This is a genomic window from Anaerocolumna xylanovorans DSM 12503, assembly GCF_900143645.1.
Classification (GTDB): Bacteria; Bacillota; Clostridia; order Lachnospirales; family Lachnospiraceae; genus Anaerocolumna; species Anaerocolumna xylanovorans.
In genome coordinates this window covers 84,314-104,354 of the sequence record NZ_FRFD01000016.1, presented here as the reverse complement: position 1 = coordinate 104,354, position 20,041 = coordinate 84,314, and the positions used below count along the sequence as shown (strand labels likewise).

At 39.8% G+C, this 20,041-nt stretch carries 19 protein-coding genes; 15 read left to right on the top strand and 4 right to left on the bottom strand.

Going from position 1 to position 20,041, the window contains the following annotated elements:
- Nucleotides 1-24: 24 nt before the first annotated feature.
- Nucleotides 25-669: a peroxiredoxin gene (locus BUF11_RS22205; protein ID WP_073591077.1), complete on the bottom strand. Its 645-nt coding sequence runs from the start codon at nucleotides 667-669 to the stop codon at nucleotides 25-27.
- Nucleotides 670-856: 187 nt separating this feature from the next.
- Here BUF11_RS22205 and BUF11_RS22200 point away from each other — a divergent pair, with 187 nt between their 5' ends.
- Nucleotides 857-1,813, top strand: a complete 957-nt coding sequence (locus BUF11_RS22200; protein WP_073591076.1) for an alpha/beta fold hydrolase — start codon at nucleotides 857-859, stop codon at nucleotides 1,811-1,813.
- Nucleotides 1,814-2,011: 198 nt separating this feature from the next.
- Nucleotides 2,012-2,497 carry a DnaJ domain-containing protein gene (locus tag BUF11_RS22195; RefSeq protein WP_073591075.1) on the top strand — a complete coding sequence of 162 codons (486 nt, stop codon included), beginning with the start codon at nucleotides 2,012-2,014 and terminating at the stop codon, nucleotides 2,495-2,497.
- 76 nt (nucleotides 2,498-2,573) lie between these two features.
- Here the strand turns inward: BUF11_RS22195 and BUF11_RS22190 are convergent, their stop codons facing one another.
- Complete coding sequence (locus BUF11_RS22190) at nucleotides 2,574-3,575, bottom strand: Ig-like domain-containing protein (RefSeq protein ID WP_073591074.1); 1,002 nt, start codon at nucleotides 3,573-3,575, stop codon at nucleotides 2,574-2,576.
- 209 nt (nucleotides 3,576-3,784) lie between these two features.
- Here BUF11_RS22190 and BUF11_RS22185 point away from each other — a divergent pair, with 209 nt between their 5' ends.
- Together BUF11_RS22185 and BUF11_RS22180 are read left to right on the top strand one after the other, a co-directional pair.
- Nucleotides 3,785-4,906, top strand: a complete 1,122-nt coding sequence (locus tag BUF11_RS22185; protein WP_073591073.1) for an MGDG synthase family glycosyltransferase — start codon at nucleotides 3,785-3,787, stop codon at nucleotides 4,904-4,906.
- 42 nt (nucleotides 4,907-4,948) lie between these two features.
- Nucleotides 4,949-5,557, top strand: coding sequence for a glycerol-3-phosphate acyltransferase (locus tag BUF11_RS22180; protein WP_073591072.1), 609 nt, complete (start codon nucleotides 4,949-4,951; stop codon nucleotides 5,555-5,557).
- 120 nt (nucleotides 5,558-5,677) lie between these two features.
- Here BUF11_RS22180 and BUF11_RS22175 read toward each other — a convergent pair whose 3' ends face one another.
- Nucleotides 5,678-6,304: a superoxide dismutase gene (locus tag BUF11_RS22175; protein WP_073591071.1), complete on the bottom strand. Its 627-nt coding sequence runs from the start codon at nucleotides 6,302-6,304 to the stop codon at nucleotides 5,678-5,680.
- Between the two features lie 342 nt (nucleotides 6,305-6,646).
- Here BUF11_RS22175 and BUF11_RS22170 point away from each other — a divergent pair, with 342 nt between their 5' ends.
- Nucleotides 6,647-8,365 carry a methyl-accepting chemotaxis protein gene (locus tag BUF11_RS22170; RefSeq protein WP_073591099.1) on the top strand — a complete coding sequence of 573 codons (1,719 nt, stop codon included), beginning with the start codon at nucleotides 6,647-6,649 and terminating at the stop codon, nucleotides 8,363-8,365.
- A 91-nt stretch (nucleotides 8,366-8,456) separates the two neighbouring features.
- Here the strand turns inward: BUF11_RS22170 and rpsT are convergent, their stop codons facing one another.
- Nucleotides 8,457-8,720, bottom strand: coding sequence for a 30S ribosomal protein S20 (rpsT, locus tag BUF11_RS22165; protein WP_073591070.1), 264 nt, complete (start codon nucleotides 8,718-8,720; stop codon nucleotides 8,457-8,459).
- Between the two features lie 181 nt (nucleotides 8,721-8,901).
- Between rpsT and gpr the strand changes: the two genes are divergently transcribed.
- The 10 genes from gpr (at nucleotide 8,902) to grpE (ending at nucleotide 20,033) form a co-directional block, all read left to right on the top strand.
- Nucleotides 8,902-9,810: a GPR endopeptidase gene (gene gpr / locus BUF11_RS22160; protein WP_073591069.1), complete on the top strand. Its 909-nt coding sequence runs from the start codon at nucleotides 8,902-8,904 to the stop codon at nucleotides 9,808-9,810.
- A 210-nt stretch (nucleotides 9,811-10,020) separates the two neighbouring features.
- The gene (locus BUF11_RS22155; protein ID WP_073591068.1) at nucleotides 10,021-11,388 is read left to right on the top strand and encodes a stage II sporulation protein P; all 1,368 of its coding nucleotides are present in this window, start codon (nucleotides 10,021-10,023) and stop codon (nucleotides 11,386-11,388) included.
- 100 nt (nucleotides 11,389-11,488) lie between these two features.
- Nucleotides 11,489-13,297, top strand: a complete 1,809-nt coding sequence (gene lepA, locus BUF11_RS22150) for a translation elongation factor 4 (protein ID WP_073591067.1) — start codon at nucleotides 11,489-11,491, stop codon at nucleotides 13,295-13,297.
- A 189-nt stretch (nucleotides 13,298-13,486) separates the two neighbouring features.
- Entirely contained in the window at nucleotides 13,487-14,173 is a 687-nt protein-coding gene (locus BUF11_RS22145; protein ID WP_073591066.1) for a response regulator transcription factor, read from the top strand.
- Between the two features lie 104 nt (nucleotides 14,174-14,277).
- Entirely contained in the window at nucleotides 14,278-15,216 is a 939-nt protein-coding gene (locus tag BUF11_RS22140; protein ID WP_073591065.1) for an ABC transporter ATP-binding protein, read from the top strand.
- Complete coding sequence (locus BUF11_RS22135) at nucleotides 15,194-15,970, top strand: ABC transporter permease (RefSeq protein ID WP_073591064.1); 777 nt, start codon at nucleotides 15,194-15,196, stop codon at nucleotides 15,968-15,970. The genes BUF11_RS22140 and BUF11_RS22135 overlap by 23 nt, the downstream gene beginning before the upstream one ends.
- 54 nt (nucleotides 15,971-16,024) lie before the next feature.
- Entirely contained in the window at nucleotides 16,025-16,957 is a 933-nt protein-coding gene (locus BUF11_RS22130; RefSeq protein WP_073591063.1) for a sensor histidine kinase, read from the top strand.
- A gap of 13 nt (nucleotides 16,958-16,970) precedes the next feature.
- The gene (gene hemW, locus BUF11_RS22125; protein ID WP_073591062.1) at nucleotides 16,971-18,122 is read left to right on the top strand and encodes a radical SAM family heme chaperone HemW; all 1,152 of its coding nucleotides are present in this window, start codon (nucleotides 16,971-16,973) and stop codon (nucleotides 18,120-18,122) included.
- Between the two features lie 168 nt (nucleotides 18,123-18,290).
- The gene (gene hrcA, locus BUF11_RS22120; RefSeq protein ID WP_073591061.1) at nucleotides 18,291-19,322 is read left to right on the top strand and encodes a heat-inducible transcriptional repressor HrcA; all 1,032 of its coding nucleotides are present in this window, start codon (nucleotides 18,291-18,293) and stop codon (nucleotides 19,320-19,322) included.
- 45 nt (nucleotides 19,323-19,367) lie between these two features.
- Nucleotides 19,368-20,033, top strand: coding sequence for a nucleotide exchange factor GrpE (gene grpE / locus BUF11_RS22115; protein WP_073591098.1), 666 nt, complete (start codon nucleotides 19,368-19,370; stop codon nucleotides 20,031-20,033).
- The last annotated feature ends 8 nt before the right edge of the window (nucleotides 20,034-20,041 follow it).

Genomic DNA, 20,041 nt, shown 5'->3' with positions numbered 1-20,041 from the left:
CATCCCCCTTAAAATTAAAAATTCTTATTTGCAAATATCCTCTTTATAGCACCAGAACCAGTCCATACAATTAAGCCCTGGTTCTCCGGGGGGATTGGCACGTTCCTGTAGCTGGTTATAAGTACCGGGCGGAGGAACCATAACAGGATTACCGGGTTCCCAGTTTGCGGGAGTTATGACATTACATTTGTCAGTCGTTTGAATAGCGGTTAACAATCGAAGGATTTCGTAAATATTTCTGCCGTTTGTTAATGGGTAGACCAAAATAGCACGAACGATCTGTGCAGGATCAATGAAAAATACATTCCGTACCGTTTCCTGTTTATTGACGCTGGGGGATATCATGCCGTATAGATTTGCAATATCGGCCATACGGTCTGCAATAACAGGAAAAGGAATTTGAATTCCTGTCAGCTGGTATATCTGGTTTACCCATGCCAGATGGGAAGTATTGCTGTCTATGCTAAGTCCGATTAGTTTGGCATTCAATGCTTCAAACTGGTCATTGGCCTGTGCAAAGGCAACAAATTCGGTTGTGCATACAGGAGTAAAATCTCCCGGGTGGGAAAAGAGAATAACCCAGTGTCCATTATAGTCAGACAGATTAATTTGTCCAAAGGTTGTCATTGAAGTAAAATCAGGGGCTTTCATACCAAGAGTGATGTTCATAGATGTATCCCGAAATGGTTTGTAATAGTATATGCCGGTAAGAGGGGATATATTAAATATTGATTGAAAGGAAAACTTTTCAGAAAAATTGTGAATATTAAAAAAAACTTTGAAACTTTTCATGATTTCAATTAGAATTATATAAGAATTACTATTCAGCTTATTTTAGAAAGTGAGGTTTTATGCCATGCCGATGATAGACATGCCATTAGAAGAATTAAGAAAATATCAGGGGATAAATCCCCGTCCAAAAGATTTTACACAGTACTGGGAGCGGGCTATTGCAGAAATGAAATCAGTTGACCCTAATGTAGAACTGCTGATATCTAACTTTCAGGTACCTTATGCGGAATGCTTTGATATGTACTTTACCGGTGTCAGAGGTGCAAGAATTCATGTAAAGCACCTGCGCCCTAAGAATGCTTCCGGTAAGCATCCGGCCGTACTGATTTTTCATGGTTACAGCTCCAATGCCGGTGATTGGAGTGACAAGCTTGCATATGCAGCACTTGGATACTCCGTCTTTGCAATGGACTGCCGTGGTCAGGGCGGACAATCAGAGGATGCAGGCGGTGTTAAGGGGAATACCCTGGATGGACATATTATCAGGGGCCTTGATGATGAAGCGGATAATTTACTTTTCAGGCATATCTTTCTGGATACGGCAGAATTAGCGGATATTGCCCTTAATATGCCGGACATTGACACAGACAATGTATATGCTATGGGCGGCTCCCAGGGCGGGGCGCTTACCCTTGCCTGCGCATCCTTGGAACCAAGAATCAGTAAACTTGCTCCGACTTATCCTTTTTTAAGTGATTATAAGAGGGTATGGGATATGGATTTGGCAAAGGATGCTTATGCGGAATTAAGGCAGTATTTCAGGCTGTTTGATCCTACTCATCAAAGAGAAGAGGAGATATTTACAAAGCTTGGATATATTGATATACAGAACCTGGCAGAAAGAATCAGAGGAAAGGTATTATTTGCAACTGGATTAATGGATACTATCTGCCCTCCGTCCACCCAGTTTGCTGTTTATAATAAAATCAACTCGGAGAAAGAACATATTGTTTATCCTGATTATGGGCATGAGTTTTTACCGGAACTAAGCGATAAGGTAATGCAGTTCTTTAGGAAGTAGTCATATTTGTGAATGGCAAGACGGGAAAGCGGGGATTATTAAAAGAGCAAAGGACTTGGCTTCCCGCTTGTCAGCAGATCAGATTAACAGTTCTATGAAAATAATAATTTTTATGCTATAATATTTCCTAATATAAAAGGTAAACCTGATAAGGTGCATTTATGTAGCACTTATAATCTTTGGAAAGAAGGATAAAAAGTGTCTGATTGTTATTGTAGCGAAGGGGATATAAAACGTAAGATACGGAATCTTAAAAAGATGGAATTAAAGCTTAGATTCCATCAATATGAAGGAAACAGGGACTATAAAGGATGGGAAATACATAAGAGTTTACCCAAAGCACTGGTTTGGGATGAATTCTTCGGTCTTCAGGACAAATGCCGGAAGGCAAGGTATAATATGAAAGACTTACTGGCGATGGACAGAGAGAATTTAAAACAAGTGATAGGCCAGTATTATTATGCAGTTTATTATAAAATATTCCAGGAAACAGGTATACTTGACGGCAGCCTTTACAACCCGGATGTCCTTGCAAAGATGGGCTTATCCTTTGATGCTGATGCCAGGACAATCAAGAAGCGTTTTCGTGAGCTTGCTAAGGAATATCATCCTGATGCAGGCGGAAGCAGTGACAAGTTCGTGGAGCTGTTGGAACAGATGGATTCTTTGCACCTGAAGGATTAGCAGGCAGCAGTTTTTAAGTAATTGCCGGCCTGTTTTTGTTTGCTGTAATCCTTCCTCTTCCTGTATTTAAGTTTTATTATTGGGTTACTTTTACAGTGCAGCGTATTTTAATTCCATCTTCTGCCGCATAGATGTAGGCTTTCCCCTTTTCAACACCTATGACAGTACCGGAACTATCAACGGAAGCAATATTAAGATTACTGGAGGACCAGATGGGAACATTCCCGGAGGATACCGTTGCAGTAATCTTTTTCTTTTCCCCCTTTTTGATAGTAATATCGTAGGAATCAAAAGTGATTTCCGGCTGTTTTACAGTAACGGTACAGGTTTTTGTTACACCGCTTACAGTAGCGCTAATAACCGCAGTACCATGCTTTCTGGCAGTAACCAGGCCATTTTCCTCTACGGTGGCAACACTTTTTTTGTTTGTCTTCCAACTTGGCATTAGTTTGGAAGAAACCGCTGCAGACAAGGAAAAGGTCTGGCCGCGGTAAAGCGAAAGGGTTGTCCGGTTAAGTGTGATAACAGGGGACTTTACAGTGATGGTTATGGAAGCGGTACTTTTGTCTGCAGTGGCAGTGATGACGGCTTTACCGGGTTTTATACCGGTGACCAGGCCGTTTTCATCGATTGCGGCAATGCTTTTTAATGTACTCTTCCAGACAACCGGGGAGCCATTTGAGGTTTTGGCAGAAAGGGATAGTGTTTCGCCGGCTTCAATAGAAGTTTTTGAGGAACGTATATCCACGGATGTTTTCTGTACGGTAATCTTACAGGAAGCTTCTGCTTTATTTATTTTGGCTGTTATGAGGGCAGTTCCGGTACTCTTAGCTGTTATGCTTCCATAAGTATTCACGGAAGCGACCTTGGAATTACTGCTTTTAAAGGTTGGGAAGTTCCCGTTAGAGGTGACGGCATATAATTGGAATTCATCGCCGATATTAAGGATTTCACTATAGTCTGATAGTATTACAAAGGGTATGGAGCCGAAGGTGTCAGCATGAAACTGTTTACCCGGCAGAAATATAAGAGCTATGCATAAAAGAATGGATAATAAGATTTTTATAGTACGTGGCATATTTCCCTCCGTTAGGCAGAGGAAAAGAACTACAGCAAACTAAGTTAATTGTAGCACTCCTGAATATATTTGTAAATAGAAGAATTTCCATTATTTAGCTTTATTTTTTATGTAAACTTTGATACAATATCTACGAGGCTTATGCACCTGTAACCAGATGCCGGAGGCCGTTCATTTCAGACAAAATAAAGATAGCGTGAGGTGTTTCCATGAAGGTACTGATTTTAACCTGTAATACAGGTGAAGGGCACAACACAGCAGCCAAGGCGATTGAAGAGTATTTGACAAAACATGGTCATGATGCTGTGGTACTTGGATTTATGAAGCTGGCAGGTGAAAGGCATGACAGGAGAGTAAGCAGATCCTATATATTATCTACAAAGTATGCACCCCATATATTTCATCTTTTCTATAAGGCAGGGGCTATATTGTCCTCACCGGACAGAAAATCTCCCGTTTATTATTCCAATGCAGGTATGGCCAAATATTTATATAAATATTTGGAAGAGCACCCGGATTTTGATATTTTGGTTACGACTCACCTTTACGCCGGAGAAACCTTAACTTATATGAAGAGAAAAGGTATGTTAAAACAAAGCATAGTATCTGTACAGACTGACTATACCTGGAGTCCTTTCTGGGAAGAGACTTTATGTGATGCTTTTGTTATTCCGCATGAGGAGCTTACAGAGAATTTTACTTCAAAAGGTATCCCAAAAGATAAGATATATCCATTCGGAATTCCGGTAAGAGAGGAATTTTATAATAATATTGGAAAAAAGAAAGCCAGAAAGATATTAAAACTTCCCGAGGATAAACCTGTGTATCTGATAATGGGCGGAAGCATGGGATTTGGAAAGATCAGAAGATTTACCAGACAACTGGCGAAAGGCTGTAACAGCGGTGAGCATATAATGGTTATCTGCGGCACCAATGATTTTCTAAAAAAGACTCTGAAACGTGATTTTAAGGATAATAGAAACATACATATTATAGGATTTACCAGAAAGGTATCCTTATATATGGAGGCCTGCGATGTAGTATATACGAAACCGGGCGGGCTCTCTTCCACAGAGGTTATTATAAAGAACAGACCATTGATTCATACGGCTCCGATACCTGGCTGTGAGATAGATAATCTGAAGTTTTTTGTTCCGAGAGGAATATCGGCGGCACCGGGGAAAATTTCAGAGCAGATTGAATGCGGGAGGCAGTTTGTGAACGATAAGCAGCTGCGTGAACAGATGCTTGCTGCCCAAAGGCAATATGCCAAGAGGGAAGCGGCCGCAGAGATCAGTAATTTATTAGAGCAGATGTCAGTGAATTCATAACGTAATTGATAGAATCAGGGTGCTGATCCGGAAGGAGCTTATATGAGGTATTTGCTATTCATAGCGGCAGGTTACTGCTGCGGAAGTATCTTATTTGCCTATATCTTACCGAAAATATTCTATGATATAGATATCACAAAGCTTAGCGATGATAAAAATCCAGGAACCCATAATGCTTTTAGATATGGAAATAAAAAGGTTGGAACAAAAGTTCTTATCTTAGAACTGCTAAAAGGCTTTCTTCCCGTATTTATAGGGGCAGGATTTTTGGATGTCAATAATAATATGTTTGCTGTTGTAATGGCAGCGCCGGTCTTGGGGCATGCATATCCACTGTACAGGCATGGAAGGGGAGGAAAGGCAATAGCAGTGTCCTTTGGTGTGTTGATGGGTTTATATCCTATTATTACACCGTTATCACTGCTGGTACTCTTTTATATACTGTTTTCCTGCGTTATCTGCATAAGCCCGGACTCCTGTAAAAGTATTATTACTTTTGTGTGCTTTGGAGTATCAGCTTTATTGCTTTGTGACAGCAAAGCAGTGGCAGCGGGCTGTATTGCTATAACTGCTATTGTTTTGTTCCGGCATTATCAGAAACATGTGGCGGAAAATCTTGAAATCTCATTATTTCGAAAGAGAGTTATATAGGTTATACTGATTTATCCGGGCAGGAAAGACTGCTTCATGAGATATTAAAGGGGAATAAACAATAAAAACAGGTGAAGCATCTGTATTGATAAATATAGAGTGCCTCACCTGTTTTTTATTTTATCTGTTTCTGGCATTTTTATAATTGGATGCAACTTCCTTCCAGTCAAGGACTTCAAAGAAGGATTTGATATAGTCAGCTCTTAAATTCTTGTATTTCAGATAATAAGCATGTTCCCACACGTCAATTCCAAGAATAGGTACCCATTCACCCTTGGTTTCCATAATAGGATTATCCTGATTGGGACTTGAGCTTACCTGTAGGGCACCGTCTTTATTCACTGACAGCCATGCCCAGCCGGAGCCAAACCTTGTGGCAGCTGCCTGGGAAAGCCGTTCTTTCAATGCATCGAAGCTGCCAAAATCTTTCTTGATCTGTTCAGAGAGTTTACCATCCGGTTCACCTCCGGCATTAGGAGAGAGTGTGGAAAAGTAAAGATTGTGGTTATAAAAGCCTCCGCCATTATTGCGAATGGCATTTTTTTGTGCTTCATCTGCAATATCTGCAAGAGAAGTAAAGATATCTTCAATTGATTTGTCTGCCAGTTCAGGAGATTTCTCCAAGGCAGCATTTAAGTTGTTTGTATAAGCGGCATGGTGCTTTGTATAGTGAGTCACCATAGTAAGCTCATCAATATGGGGTTCCAAAGCGTTAAAGTCATATTTTAATTCTACTTGTTTAAACATATTCAGTCACTCCTTTTTATAAAATTATTTTATTTAATAATGATAATCAATATCGTAATTGTATTATGGCACAAAATTTGATTTAATGCAATACAGTTTATTAAAATTTAATAATTTTATTTTGGTTTATTAATTAAGATATTTGCCCTTATAACAGCATTTTATTAAGTTTTAAGGGATTAAAATAAATATTTGAAATATAGCATATTTAATTATTGACAGTTAAATTGTTATTAATTAAGCTTGATATTATCTGATGAATAAAGTAATATGAAAAAAGGACAATAAATTAATGCAGAAGGAGAAATATATAGAAATTTTTTCTATATACAAAATTTGTTTATGAAGTTATTTAAAAACCTTTCTATCAGAGTAAAACTTATAGCAAGTTTTCTGATTATTCTAGTATTTGTTATTTCTACTGGAATTATTGCATCATTAAGTGTAAAAAATGTTGCCAAAAATGGTGAAGATATGTATGGCTATAATCTGAAAAGCATTGATATACTGCATCAGATAACGGAAGATAACCTGGAGATCAAAGCTTACTTATTAGAGGTAGTGTATTCTCAGAGTATGCAGACAACAGATAAGATAATTCCGTTAATTGACAACCTGAAAAAAGAGAACACACTTCTTATGGATAATTATGAAAAGGAGCTCTTAAAATCAGACAATAAGAAACTATGGGACAACTATAAAGAAGAACTTTCCAAATATGCGGCTTCCAGAGATGAAATATTAAAATATGTATCTCAGGGAAATAATGCTATGGCAATAGGCTTGTTGGATGACAACGAAAACAGCAGAGCTACAATGCAGAAGCAGTTAGACCAGCTGGTAAAAGACAATCAGGAAATGGCTGATACCAGGAACAAGCAAAATCAGAGCAGTGTTTTTACGGTGAGCCTTCTCACAATTGTATTTTCTGCAGTTGGCGGTCTTATTGCCGTAAGTCTTGGACTTTTATTATCTTTATACATAACAAAGAATTTGAAAATGGGCTTATTGTTTGCTCAGGCTTTAGAAAGCGGAGATTTAACCTATAAGGTACGCTACAGAAGCAATGATGAATTTGGTAAATTGCTTCAGTCCATGAGTAAGGCACAGGAGAGAATGAGGAATACCGTAGCAAACATTATGGACAGAACCATGGAAGTGGCCGCCTCCAGCCAAGAGCTTTCTGCTGCCATTGAAGAAGTTTCAACAACTTTTGCAGCCATCAATGAGAATACCGGGAATATTGTAAACGGAATTTTGGACGTTAATGCAGCTACAGAAGAGCTGACAGCGACAATAGAACAGGTTAATTCCGGTGTAACTCAGCTTGCATCCAATTCCTCCGACAGTAATATGCATTCGATAGAGATTAAGGACCGTGCCGTAAGAATCAAGGAAAATGGTATAAAGTCCAAAGAACTGGCAGATAAGCTTTATAATGAAAAAGCAGAAATGATACAGCAGTCTATCGAAAAGGTTAAGGTAGTAGAGGAAATATCTATTATTGCAAGTTCCATTGCTTCTATTGCTGAACAGACAAACCTGTTGTCATTAAACGCTGCAATTGAGGCAGCGAGAGCAGGTGAGCACGGCAGAGGTTTTGCAGTAGTTGCCGATGAAATCAGAAGCCTGGCAGAACAGTCATCGGATTACGTTAAGAATATTGCAGAGCTTGTAGGGAAAGTTATTCACTCTGTAAATGATTTGGCAGAAAATTCAAGAGAAGTATTGCAGTTCGTAGACAACAGAGTACGTGCGGATTATGATACGCTGATTGATACCGGTGAAAATTATGAGCAGGATGCTATTTACATGAATGGAATTTCACAGGATACTGCATCTATGTCAGAAGAACTCAATGCATCAACAGAAGAAATCAGCAGCGTAGTACAAAGTATCGCCGGAAATATGGAAGGAACAGCGCAGAGTTCGGAAGGAATATTAAAAGGAATGGAAACAACCTCAAGATCCATTGAGGATATGTCAAAGATGGCTAATAGCCAGGCGATGATTGCGGAAAGCCTCAATAAAGCAGTTGCAGTTTTTAAAGTAAATGAATAACAATAGAAAGAGAAAGAGCCGGCTGCCTGGGCAGCCGGCTCTTTCTCTTTCTATTCTAAATCTGAATGGGTTGTTTCAGATTCTTTTATTCTTAAGCAAGGGTGTTAACAGCTTTGCTTAAACGGGAAACTTTTCTTGCAGCAGTATTTTTGTGATAAACACCTTTGGATGTTGCTTTGCTAATATCAGAAATAGCAGCAAGTAAGCTTGTCTTAGCAAGTTCTTTGTCACCGGCAGCCACGGCAGCATCTACTTTCTTTATAGAAGTCTTAACTTTAGACTTAATAGCCTTATTTCTTAATGCTTTTGTTTCATTCACTAAAATACGTTTCTTAGCAGATTTAATGTTAGCCAAATCGTACACCTCCACAACTATATTTAAATTTTGATCTTTGTTTCATTAAATCCGGACACGGACGTTCTAATGTAAACATACTATTATATAGTAGTATAAAGCATATCCTATGTCAATACATAAATTTAAAAAATATGCAAAAAATAAAATAGAAAGAACATAAAAGGAGGAATCATATCCGATGGGTAAATTAAATATGCCAAGGACCGACCTGGCTTTGGAAGTCAGGGAAACATTTCCGGAGGACGATGTTGAAATACAGGGCGTTATACTAAAGGAAGAATACAACAAGAAAAAAGACATAAAGGTTACAACCGTTACCATTAAGGATGAAAGAGGCTCTAAAGCCATGGGAAAGCCAATCGGAACCTATATAACAATCGAGGCGGTAAAGCTTGATGAGAAGGATGAAAGCTTTCAGGAACCGATTTCAAAGGAAATTGCCAAGTATATCAGGCAGCTGGCCGGTGAGGTGAGCGGTAAGGAAATACTGATAGCAGGGCTTGGAAACAGAGAGGTTACTCCTGATGCGTTAGGTCCCCAGGTGGTAGACAATCTTCTGGTGACAAGGCATCTTAAGAAAGAATACGGGCAGGAATTCCTTGAAAAAAATAAAATGGGAAATATCAGCGCCATAGCTCCGGGAGTCATGGCACAGACAGGAATGGAAACCAGTGAAATATTAAGAGGCATTATAAAAGAGACTATGCCAAAGCTGATTGTGGTAATAGATGCACTGGCTGCAAGAAGTGTAAGCAGGGTGAATAAGACAATACAGATAACGGATACCGGAATCAGTCCCGGGTCAGGAGTGGGAAATAACCGAAGGGCCCTTAATAAGGAAAGTCTTGGAGTGGATGTAATCGCACTCGGTATCCCAACCGTCGTAGATGCTGCCACTATTGTAATGGATTCTATGGAACATTTTATGCAGGGACAGGGTTTTGCGGAGCAGGAAATAAATCAGTTTACAAGAGAGGTTGGAGAGCAGAGCATGCGTAATATGTTTGTGACACCAAAAAACATTGATGAAGCAGTGAAACAAATCAGCTATACCGTATCGGAAGCGCTTAACCAGTGCTTTGCATAAAAATATGACTATTATATTAGGAAGAAACGGGCCCTTTGACGGTAGTTTCTTCCTAAGTTTTTATCAGGAATGGTACTTAAGCCAGAAAAAAAATAGCATGTCTTAAATTTTTCTTAAAAAGCACCTGGAAATGTTATCAGATAAAAGAATGAAGCATATGATAAATAAGGTGTTATTTTACAATGCTTAATACTGAATGAGGAGTATGCTATGAAAAGATATCGCTATAAGGCTGAACGGCTTTTCTTTATGACACTATGGACAATAATATTAATACTAAGCTTTACAGTGCTGATCAAGGGAATTAATGTACTTGGCAATAACGGCCTGGCGAAATCAAGTGAGTCTCTAAAAGAAAAATTCATAACGGTTCTTTCAAATTATGTTTTAGAAACACATAGTCCGCTGTTACACTACGTGGAAGATACCAATGGAGACGCAAAAGGGTATGCTTTTAACGGCATCATACATAGTTTCCCTATCAATGAATATGTAGCCAGGGCAGATACGGTTACAGAAAGACAGTACATAGAAAATAATCCGATGCTTTATACCTCAAATGATAATATTCTTATGGGACCCAAAGAATATCTAAGCTTAATTCTGCAAGGGGCAAAGGCGGCAGGCAGTACGGGAACCGATGTAAAAAATGAAAATAATTATGAGGAAGAGGCAGTTGCAGCAGAATCACAGGGAATAAGTAACCCCATGCTGCCTATTGACATTATAAACGGTGAATTCTATATGGAGGACGAAGGAACCAGTAATGTAGAGGATTACTCCAAGCAGGCTGTCAGCTCTGCAAACGGTGAGCACTATACGTTAGCTCAGCTTGAAAACAAACATTTCCTATATAATAATTTTTACATAATAGACGGCACTACTTCTGTAAATGACGCTATATTTGATGCGGAAAAGATGTTAAGTATGGATATGACATTAAAGGCCAAAACAGACAAGCCGCAGATATTAATTTATCATACTCATTCCCAGGAAGCTTTTTCTGACAGCAGAGAAGGAGCAGAGGATGAGACTGTCGTTGGAGTAGGGAATGTATTGGTCAATATATTGGAGAAAGATTACGGATATAATGTTGTCCATGACAAAACAAAATATGACATGATGGGAGGGTATTTAGACCGCAATCTGGCCTATAATTATGCGGCGGATGGTGTATCAAAAATACTTAAGAAAAACCCGACCATAGAAGTCATAATAGATTTGCACAGAGACGGCGGCAATAAGAGGGTTGTGACTATAAATGGTGAAAAGGTTGCCAATGTGATGCTTTTTAATGGACTTAGCAGAAATTCCAAGGGGGAAGATATCGGCTATCTCTATAATCCTAACCTTCAGGCAAATCTGGCCTTTAGCCTTCAGCTCCAGCTAAAAGGACGGGAATTATTTCCGGGGTACATGTATAAGAATTATTTGAAAGGCTTCCGGTTCAATTTGCATTTACGTAAGAAATCGATTCTTGCGGAAGTCGGCACCATTAATAATACCGTAGCGGAAGAAAAAAATTCCATGAAATATCTGGCTGAAGTATTGCATCAGGTACTATCGGGAGAAAATTAACTGAAAGATTGCCTTGCTTTAAGTCTGCAATCTGCTTGTCACTGTCTGCATGATATGCTATAATACTCGTGATTATCTCATTTTTGCAGGAGGAACATAAATGATTGAACAAAGCAATATTCGCAATTTTTGCATCATTGCTCATATAGATCACGGCAAATCAACCCTTGCGGATCGTATTATAGAAAAGACAGGGTTACTTACCAGCAGGGAAATGCAGGCCCAGGTTCTGGACAATATGGAACTTGAGAGGGAAAGAGGCATTACGATAAAAGCCCAGGCGGTAAGAACGGTATACAAGGCGAAGAATGGAGAAGAATATATCTTTAACCTTATCGATACGCCGGGACATGTAGATTTTAACTATGAGGTATCCAGAAGCCTGGCTGCCTGTGAAGGCGCAATACTGGTCGTGGATGCTGCCCAGGGAATTGAAGCCCAGACCCTTGCCAATGTATATCTGGCACTGGACCATAATCTGGATATCATGCCGGTAATTAACAAGATTGACCTTCCCAGTGCGGAGCCGGAGAGGGTAAAAGCAGAGATTGAAGATGTAATCGGTCTGGAAGCCGGAGATGCTCCTTTGATTTCAGCAAAGATGGGAATAAATATTGAAGAAGTGTTAGAACAGATTGTAGCGAAGATATCTCCGCCAAAGGGTGATGTGAATGCTCCTTTAAGGGCGCTGATATTTGATTCCAAATACGATTCCTACAAGGGAGTCATCATATTCTGCCGCATTACGGAAGGAAAGGTAACCAGGGGAACCAACATCAAAATGATGGCAACCGGAGCCAGTGCAGACGTAGTGGAAATCGGTACCTTTGGCGCAGGCCAGTTTATCCCCTGTGAAGAACTTACAGCCGGTATGGTAGGATATATTACTGCCAGTTTAAAAAACGTACGGGATACCAGAGTCGGAGATACGGTAACGGATGCGGACAACCCCTGCAAAGAAGCTCTCCCCGGCTATAAAAAGGTAAATTCCATGGTTTACTGCGGTATGTATCCGGCAGATGGTGCCAAATATCCTGATTTAAGAGATGCTCTGGAAAAATTACAGTTAAATGATGCGGCTCTTCAGTTTGAACCGGAGACCTCTGCGGCCTTAGGCTTTGGATTCCGCTGCGGCTTTCTTGGACTTTTGCACCTTGAGATTATCCAGGAAAGACTGGAAAGGGAATACAACCTGGACATTGTTACGACTGCTCCGGGTGTAGTATATAAGGTTCATAAAACTGACGGACAGGTATTAGAGATTACCAATCCCTCCAATTTGCCGGACCCTTCCGAAATACTGTTTATGGAGGAGCCAATTGTAAGCGCAGAAATCATGGTGACAACAGAATTTGTCGGCTCTATCATGACTCTCTGTCAGGAAAGAAGAGGCGTATATCTTGGTATGGAATATATGGAGACTACCAGAGCACTGCTAAAATATGAACTGCCCTTAAATGAAATCATTTATGACTTTTTTGATGCCTTAAAGTCCAGATCCAAAGGCTATGCTTCCTTTGATTATGAAATGAAAGGATATGTACAGTCAGAGCTTGTGAAGTTAGACATCCTCATTAATAAAGAAGAAGTGGATGCCCTTTCCTTTATTGTACATGGAGAATCTGCTTATGAACGCGGAAGGAAAATGTGTGAAAAACTGAAGGAGGAAATCCCAAGGCAGCTGTTTGAAATCCCCATTCAGGCAGCAATCGGCAGCAAGATAATTGCCAGAGAAACTGTGAAAGCCATGAGAAAAGACGTGCTTGCCAAGTGTTATGGCGGTGATATTACCCGTAAGAAGAAACTGTTAGAAAAGCAAAAGGAAGGCAAGAAGCGTATGCGTCAGATTGGTAACGTAGAGATACCGCAGAAGGCCTTTATGAGTGTATTAAAGCTGGATGAGGATTAATGTGAAAAATAAAAAACATTTTTCACTATTGATTTAGGCAGTTTCGCAAGTAAACTTGCGAAATGCACGGGGTAGTGTGGAAAATAAAACTCTTTTGCTGTTAACTTTAAGCAGAAGAGTTTTTTTCATAAGGCTTTATCAGGAATGCGGCAATAAGAGAAAAGCATCGGTTAGGAAGGAGGAAAAGTCTTGGAAGTTAAAATATTGGTGGTAGAAGATGATGAGGATATCAACCTGATAATAAGGAGGTATCTGGAAAAGGAAAAATATACGGCGTTCGGTGCTTTTTCCGGAACGGAAGCCAAACTGTTACTGTCTATGGATACCTTTGATCTGATTATATTGGACCTGATGATACCCGGTATTACGGGAGAAGAGCTAATTGCCCATATACGTGAACATTCCACTGTACCGGTTCTTGTAATATCCGCCAGAAGCTCGTTGGAGGATAAGGTGAGAATATTAAAGGCCGGAGCAGATGATTATATGACAAAGCCTTTTGAGCGGGAAGAGGTTCTGGCAAGGGTGGAGGCACTTCTTCGAAGGAGCAGGCTGTCACCTCCTAATGCGGCGGGAACAGATTATATACTGAAACAACTGATTCTAAAGCCTTCGTCAAGGGAGGTTCTGGTTAAGGGGAATCCGGTTGTTCTTACTGCCTACGAGTTTGATATTTTATATTTTTTGTTGAAACACCCGGACCTTGTTTATTCCAAGGAACAATTATACAGTGAAGTATGGAATGCCGGCTATTACGGTGAGGATAATACCATCAATGTACATATCAGTAATATCCGCAAAAAGATAAAGGAATTTGATGATGACAGCTATATTAAGACTGTCTGGGGTATTGGATTTAAGATTGATAACAAATAAAGAATTTCTTCATCTTTATACTTTCTTTAACTTTGGTTAAGTACATCTTTAATCCTCTTTGCTATACTGTTTTTATAATAATTGAAAAGGAAAGGGGATAAATAATGGCAGAAGTTATTGCAGAAGCCAGAAAACTGTCGAAGCAGTATAAGGATACAAAGGCCTTAGATGATATCAACTTTAAATTAAAAAGGGGGAATATCTACGGGTTAGTAGGAAAAAACGGTGCGGGCAAGACGACTTTGCTAAGAATATTGACCGGTCAGGCATTTCAGACAGAAGGAAATATCGCTCTGTTTGGAGAAAGTTCTTATGAAGGATTAAGCAAAGGAAGAAAAAGAATCGGGGCTATCATTGAAGAGCCTGGCTTTTATTCCGATATGACGGCGGAGCAGAATCTGGAATACTATCGGATACAAAGAGGAATACCTGGAAAGCGGTGCGTGCAGGAAGCACTTAAGGAGGTTAGTCTGCTGGATACAGGGAATAAGAAGTTCTCACAATTTTCCCTGGGTATGAAGCAAAGGCTTGGGCTAGCCCTGGCATTGATGAACAAACCGGAGATTTTGCTGTTAGATGAACCTATCAACGGACTGGATCCCTTCGGAATTGTGGAAATACGAAATCTCTTGCTTAAATTGAACCAGGAAAAGAAGATTACCATGCTGATTTCAAGCCATATACTATCCGAATTATCAAATCTTGTAACTTTTTACGGCTTTCTTGACCAGGGGAAACTAATAAAGCAGCTGTCAGAGGAAGAGCTGTCCGCAGAATGCAGCAAATATCTGGAGGTTAAGGTGGATAAGGCAGAACGCTTGGCTGCACTCTTAGAAATAAAGTTAGGCTGCCATGCATATAAGGTGACCTCGGATTACAGCATTCATATTTATGAATATCTTAATCAGCCGGAGATAGTCAGCCAGATGGCTGTGCAAAATGGTATCGGATTAAGCTCGATTGGTCTGAAGGAGATGAGTCTTGAGAATTATTTCATGCAGCTGGTAGGAGGTAATGTTGATGAAACAATATATGAAAAGTGAGTTTTACCGCATCGCTCATAGAATGAGCACCTATCTCTTTATAGGTATGTGTTCTTTGTTAATGGTAAGTTCCAATGTGGTCTTGGCAGTGGTAAAACACGCGGATGCGAAATTCCCCTATGCAACTACCAAATTCTCTATTTCGAACCTGTATGCAAGTTTTGCAGTCGTATACCTGTTGTGTATTGCGATAGCATCCATGATATTTGGCAACGAGTATGGCAACCGTACCATGAAGAACAGCATTTCCTATGGCATCTCACGGGGAACTATATATTTTGGAAAGCTTATAACAGAGATGATTTATGCTGTTATTGCCTTTGCCGCAATTACAGGTATCCATGTAGCAAGTGCCTGTCTGCTGCTGGAAAATTCAGGAGCCGAAAGTATTGCACTGCTTCTAAAAACAACCCTGTTTTGTTTTCCGCTTTTCATATTTGCAGTAGGTGCCAGCAATTGCTTTATTTTCTTGTTTGACAGTATGGGAAATGCAATTGCGGCAACCTTGGGATTATTGCTGGCGCTCCCTCTGGTATCTAATATGCTGGGGATGAAGTTTGAAGTTTTTCATAAACTGGCTGAGATTTTACCCTGGAATCTGATTAATAACATGGAATTTGATTTTGATAAGCTGGAAATTATTCTTAAGTGGAATGAAAGAACGGTATATTATTACTGGATGGCAGGCATTATTCAGATGGTATTGGTTGTTCTGGCCGGGTACCTGATATTTAATAAGAGGGAAATCAAATAGTAAGGGTAAGCAGGAACCCGGGAAAGCGGAAGAAAGAAGGAAGGTGCGGCAGATATGATTTATTTGGGAATAGGATTATGTATCATTGGTATCATACCGGCTGTAACTTTGTTCACATTGATACGGGCGCTTAAGTCCATTATCATACAGATGGATGAAATCGAGGAGCAGCCGGAAGAAAACAGGCAGCTAAAAAGCCCCGATACAAGCCGTTACATTGAGAAGCTTCTAATCCGCATAAACTGTATTTACCAATCAAGACAGCAGGAAAGAATACATCTGCAGCGAAGGGAAAAAGGAATACGCAGCGAGATTGAGAATATCTCCCATGATTTAAGAACCCCCTTGACCTCAATACTTGGGTACCTTGATTTGCTGCAGGATAAGGATGTTTCAGAGGCTGAAAAGGCAGAGTATCTTGAGATTATCGGGAAAAGAGCAAGAGGGCTTAAGAGCCTGATTGAGAACTTTTATGATCTTTCCAGAATGGAAGGGGAAAGCTATCCCATTACATTGACAGTGGTTTTAGTTCAGGCAGCTATCCGCGAGACCGTGCTGGCTTTTTACCGGGAATTCGAGGAGAAGGGAATTCAGGTAACGGTTGAACTGGAGGAAAAAGAATTCTTTGTTGCTGCCGACAAGGTACAGTTTAACAGAATACTTACGAATCTGATACAAAATGCCTTAAAGTTCAGCAATAGCTTTTTTGAAATACGGCAGGAAAGCAAAGACAGCGCTTGCTGCATTCAGTTTCGAAATGATCAGAAGGACATGAAGGAAGAAGATTTGGATTTGATTTTTAACCGGTTTTATACCGGAGATGCCACCAGAAGCAGGGGAAGTTCCGGCCTGGGCCTTACCATTGCAAAGCTTTTGGCAGAAAAACAAAAAGCTTCTATCAGCGCATGGCTGGAGGAGGGTGTATTTGTCATTGAACTGCAGTTAAAGGGTATAATAAATGATATGGCTGACAGCAGAGAAAAGTAAGGAGGTATGAACATTGAATGATAAGAAAAATTTAGGTCTGTACCTGCATATCCCCTTTTGCGAAAGAAAATGCCTTTATTGCGATTTTCTCTCTGCTGCTGCCGATACGGCTACAAAAGACAGATATGTGAATGCCCTAATAAAAGAAATTGACAGCTATAAAGAATGGGCTTGCAGCTATCTTGTTAAGACTGTATTTATAGGAGGAGGTACTCCCACAAGCCTGTGTACGGAAAGCATTGCCAGGATAATGGAAGCAGTAAGAAATACCTTTTCTTTTGATGAATCTGCAGAGATAACCATTGAAGCCAACCCGGGTACAGCCGGCAGGGAGAAGCTTCTTACTATAAAGAGGGCAGGAATCAACCGCATCAGTATGGGGCTTCAGTCAGCAGATAATGAGGAGCTAAAGCTGCTTGGAAGAATTCATACCTATGAAACATTTGCCGAAAATTATCATCTTGCCAGGGAGCTTGGAATTGATAACATTAACGTGGATTTGATGTCCTCCCTGCCGGGGCAGAGTCTTAAGAACTGGATGTCTACCTTAAAAAAGGTAGCGGATTTAGAACCGGAGCACATTTCCGCCTATAGTCTGATACTGGAAGAAGGAACCCCTTTTTACAACAGGTATGGTTCCCTTCCATTTGAAGAAGAGCTGGATAGGCAGATGTATTGGGAAACAGAGCAGTATCTTAGGAAAAGAGGGTATCTGCATTATGAGATTTCCAATTATGCAAAGGAAGGAAGAGAGTGCCGTCACAATAATTCCTACTGGATAAGGGAAAATTATCTCGGATTGGGTTTAGGAGCTTCCTCTTTGATAGAAAACACCAGGTTTCGCAAGGAAGACAAGCTGGAGGAATATATAAAAAATGCAGGAAACCATTCCTTAACGGATAAAGAGCAGGAAAAGCTTAGCGTAAAGCAGCAGATGGAGGAATATATGTTTCTTGGACTTCGTCTTATGAAAGGAATCAGCAAAGCAGACTTCCGGAAAAAATTTCATGTGGATCTTGATAGTATATATAAGAAAGAACTGGACCGTTCTATAAAAGAAGAATTGTTAAAGGAGAACGGTGACAGGGTTTACCTGACAAACAGAGGAATTGATTTAAGCAATACGGTTATGGCAAGGTTTTTAATTGATGAGGATAAAGAGTAAATACGCGAAGCAAATTATTGAAAATATACTGTAAAAATACGAATAAAATCCCATGAAAAATTTGAAAATAGCACTTGACAAAATAAATGTTAAGTGCTATTTTATGTATAAAGATATTAGCACTCTACCCAAGCGAGTGCTAACAATCAAAAGAGCAGGAGGGATTCAATGGGACTGGACGAAAGAAAATTGAAGATATTACAGGCTATTATCCGCAATTATCTGGAAACAGGAGAACCGGTGGGGTCAAGAACAATATCGAAATACACCGATTTGAATCTCAGCTCAGCTACCATACGTAACGAGATGGCAGACTTGGAGGAATTAGGGTATATCATTCAACCGCATACCTCAGCAGGACGTATTCCTTCGGATAAAGGCTATCGCTTATATGTGGATACACTGCTGGTGGAAAAGACTCACGAAGTAGAGGATATGAAGGAGCTGATATTAGAGAAGGCTGGTAAGCTGGATCAATTGTTAAAACAGGTGGCAAGACTTTTGGCAGACAATACAAACTATACCACATTGGTGACAAAACCCCAGTATCGCAGCAAGAAGGTAAAATTCATCCAGCTCACCGAGGTGGATACCTCACATATTTTGGCTGTTATCCTTATTGAGGGTAATGTTGTCAAAAATAAGATTATTGAAGTAACTGAATGTCTGGATAAAGAAATTATATTAAAATTGAATATTGTATTTAACACTTTCCTTCAGGGACTGGATCTTGCAGAAATTAACATGTCTCTTATACAAAAGATGAAGGAGCAGGCAGGGGACTATAGCAAACTGATAAGCCATATATTGGATGTGGTGGCAGAGGCCATCAGTGAAGAAGAGGAAGTTGAGATATATACCAGCGGTGCTACCAATATTTTAAAGTACCCGGAACTAAATAATGTAGATAAGGTAATGGAACTGATTGATACACTGGAAGAAAAAGAACAGTTATCTGAAATTATAAACAATAAATTAGATCCTATGGAATCCGGTGAGATACAGGTCTACATCGGAAGTGAGACATCTGTTCATGCAATGAAGGACTGTTCCGTTGTTACCGCTACCTATGAGATAGAAGAGGGCGTTTATGGAAAGATTGGTATTATAGGACCGAAACGCATGGACTATGAAAGAGTCGTAAATATATTGCATACCCTAATGGGGCAATTGGATGATATATTTAAGAAAAAGACCTAAGAGAAGGAAAGGTGGTTTAAGTAAGTGGAAGATAAAAAGAATTCAATGGATGAAACCATGGAGGAAAAGGACATAAATACAGAAAATAAGGTGGATACTGAGGAAACGAAAGAGGCAAATGGTACAGAAGCCGGCACTGCTTTCGAAGAATCTGATATAGAAATGACAGAAGAGAATTCAGAGGAAGACATGGAAGAAGATTCCGAAGAGTCTTCTAAGGAAGGTCAGAAATCCGGAAAGTCTTTTTTTAAAAAAGAGAAAAAAGAAAAAAAAGATAAAAAGGATTTAAAAATCGACGAACTAAATGACAGGCTGATACGCACTATGGCGGAATTTGATAATTTCAGAAAACGTTCCGAAAGAGAAAAAACCCAGATGTTTGAAATTGGTGCAAGAGATATTATTGAAAAGATTCTTCCGGTTATTGATAATTTTGAACGGGGCCTGGGTGCCATATCAGAGGAAGAAAGGGAAGGCGCATTTGCACAGGGAATTGAAAAGATTTACAAGCAGATGTTTGCAGCTCTCTCCGATGCAGGATTAAAACCCATTGACGCAGTCGGAAAGCCGTTCGACCCGAATTTCCACAATGCAGTAATGCATGCGGAAGACCCTGAGCAGGGAGAGAACCTGGTAGCAGAAGAATTCCAGAAGGGATATACCTACAGGGATGCCGTTATCAGACACAGCATGGTTAAAGTTGTGAACTAAAACAAACA

Coding starts and splice junctions, on each gene's coding strand:
- BUF11_RS22205 (WP_073591077.1), bottom strand. CDS start 669: ATGAACATCACTCTTGGTATGAAAGCCCCTGATTTTACTTCAATGACA.
- BUF11_RS22200 (WP_073591076.1), top strand. CDS start 857: ATGCCGATGATAGACATGCCATTAGAAGAATTAAGAAAATATCAGGGG.
- BUF11_RS22190 (WP_073591074.1), bottom strand. CDS start 3,575: ATGCCACGTACTATAAAAATCTTATTATCCATTCTTTTATGCATAGCT.
- BUF11_RS22185 (WP_073591073.1), top strand. CDS start 3,785: ATGAAGGTACTGATTTTAACCTGTAATACAGGTGAAGGGCACAACACA.
- BUF11_RS22180 (WP_073591072.1), top strand. CDS start 4,949: ATGAGGTATTTGCTATTCATAGCGGCAGGTTACTGCTGCGGAAGTATC.
- BUF11_RS22175 (WP_073591071.1), bottom strand. CDS start 6,304: ATGTTTAAACAAGTAGAATTAAAATATGACTTTAACGCTTTGGAACCC.
- BUF11_RS22170 (WP_073591099.1), top strand. CDS start 6,647: ATGAAGTTATTTAAAAACCTTTCTATCAGAGTAAAACTTATAGCAAGT.
- gpr (WP_073591069.1), top strand. CDS start 8,902: ATGGGTAAATTAAATATGCCAAGGACCGACCTGGCTTTGGAAGTCAGG.
- BUF11_RS22155 (WP_073591068.1), top strand. CDS start 10,021: ATGAAAAGATATCGCTATAAGGCTGAACGGCTTTTCTTTATGACACTA.
- lepA (WP_073591067.1), top strand. CDS start 11,489: ATGATTGAACAAAGCAATATTCGCAATTTTTGCATCATTGCTCATATA.
- BUF11_RS22140 (WP_073591065.1), top strand. CDS start 14,278: ATGGCAGAAGTTATTGCAGAAGCCAGAAAACTGTCGAAGCAGTATAAG.
- BUF11_RS22135 (WP_073591064.1), top strand. CDS start 15,194: ATGAAACAATATATGAAAAGTGAGTTTTACCGCATCGCTCATAGAATG.
- BUF11_RS22130 (WP_073591063.1), top strand. CDS start 16,025: ATGATTTATTTGGGAATAGGATTATGTATCATTGGTATCATACCGGCT.
- hrcA (WP_073591061.1), top strand. CDS start 18,291: ATGGGACTGGACGAAAGAAAATTGAAGATATTACAGGCTATTATCCGC.
- grpE (WP_073591098.1), top strand. CDS start 19,368: ATGGATGAAACCATGGAGGAAAAGGACATAAATACAGAAAATAAGGTG.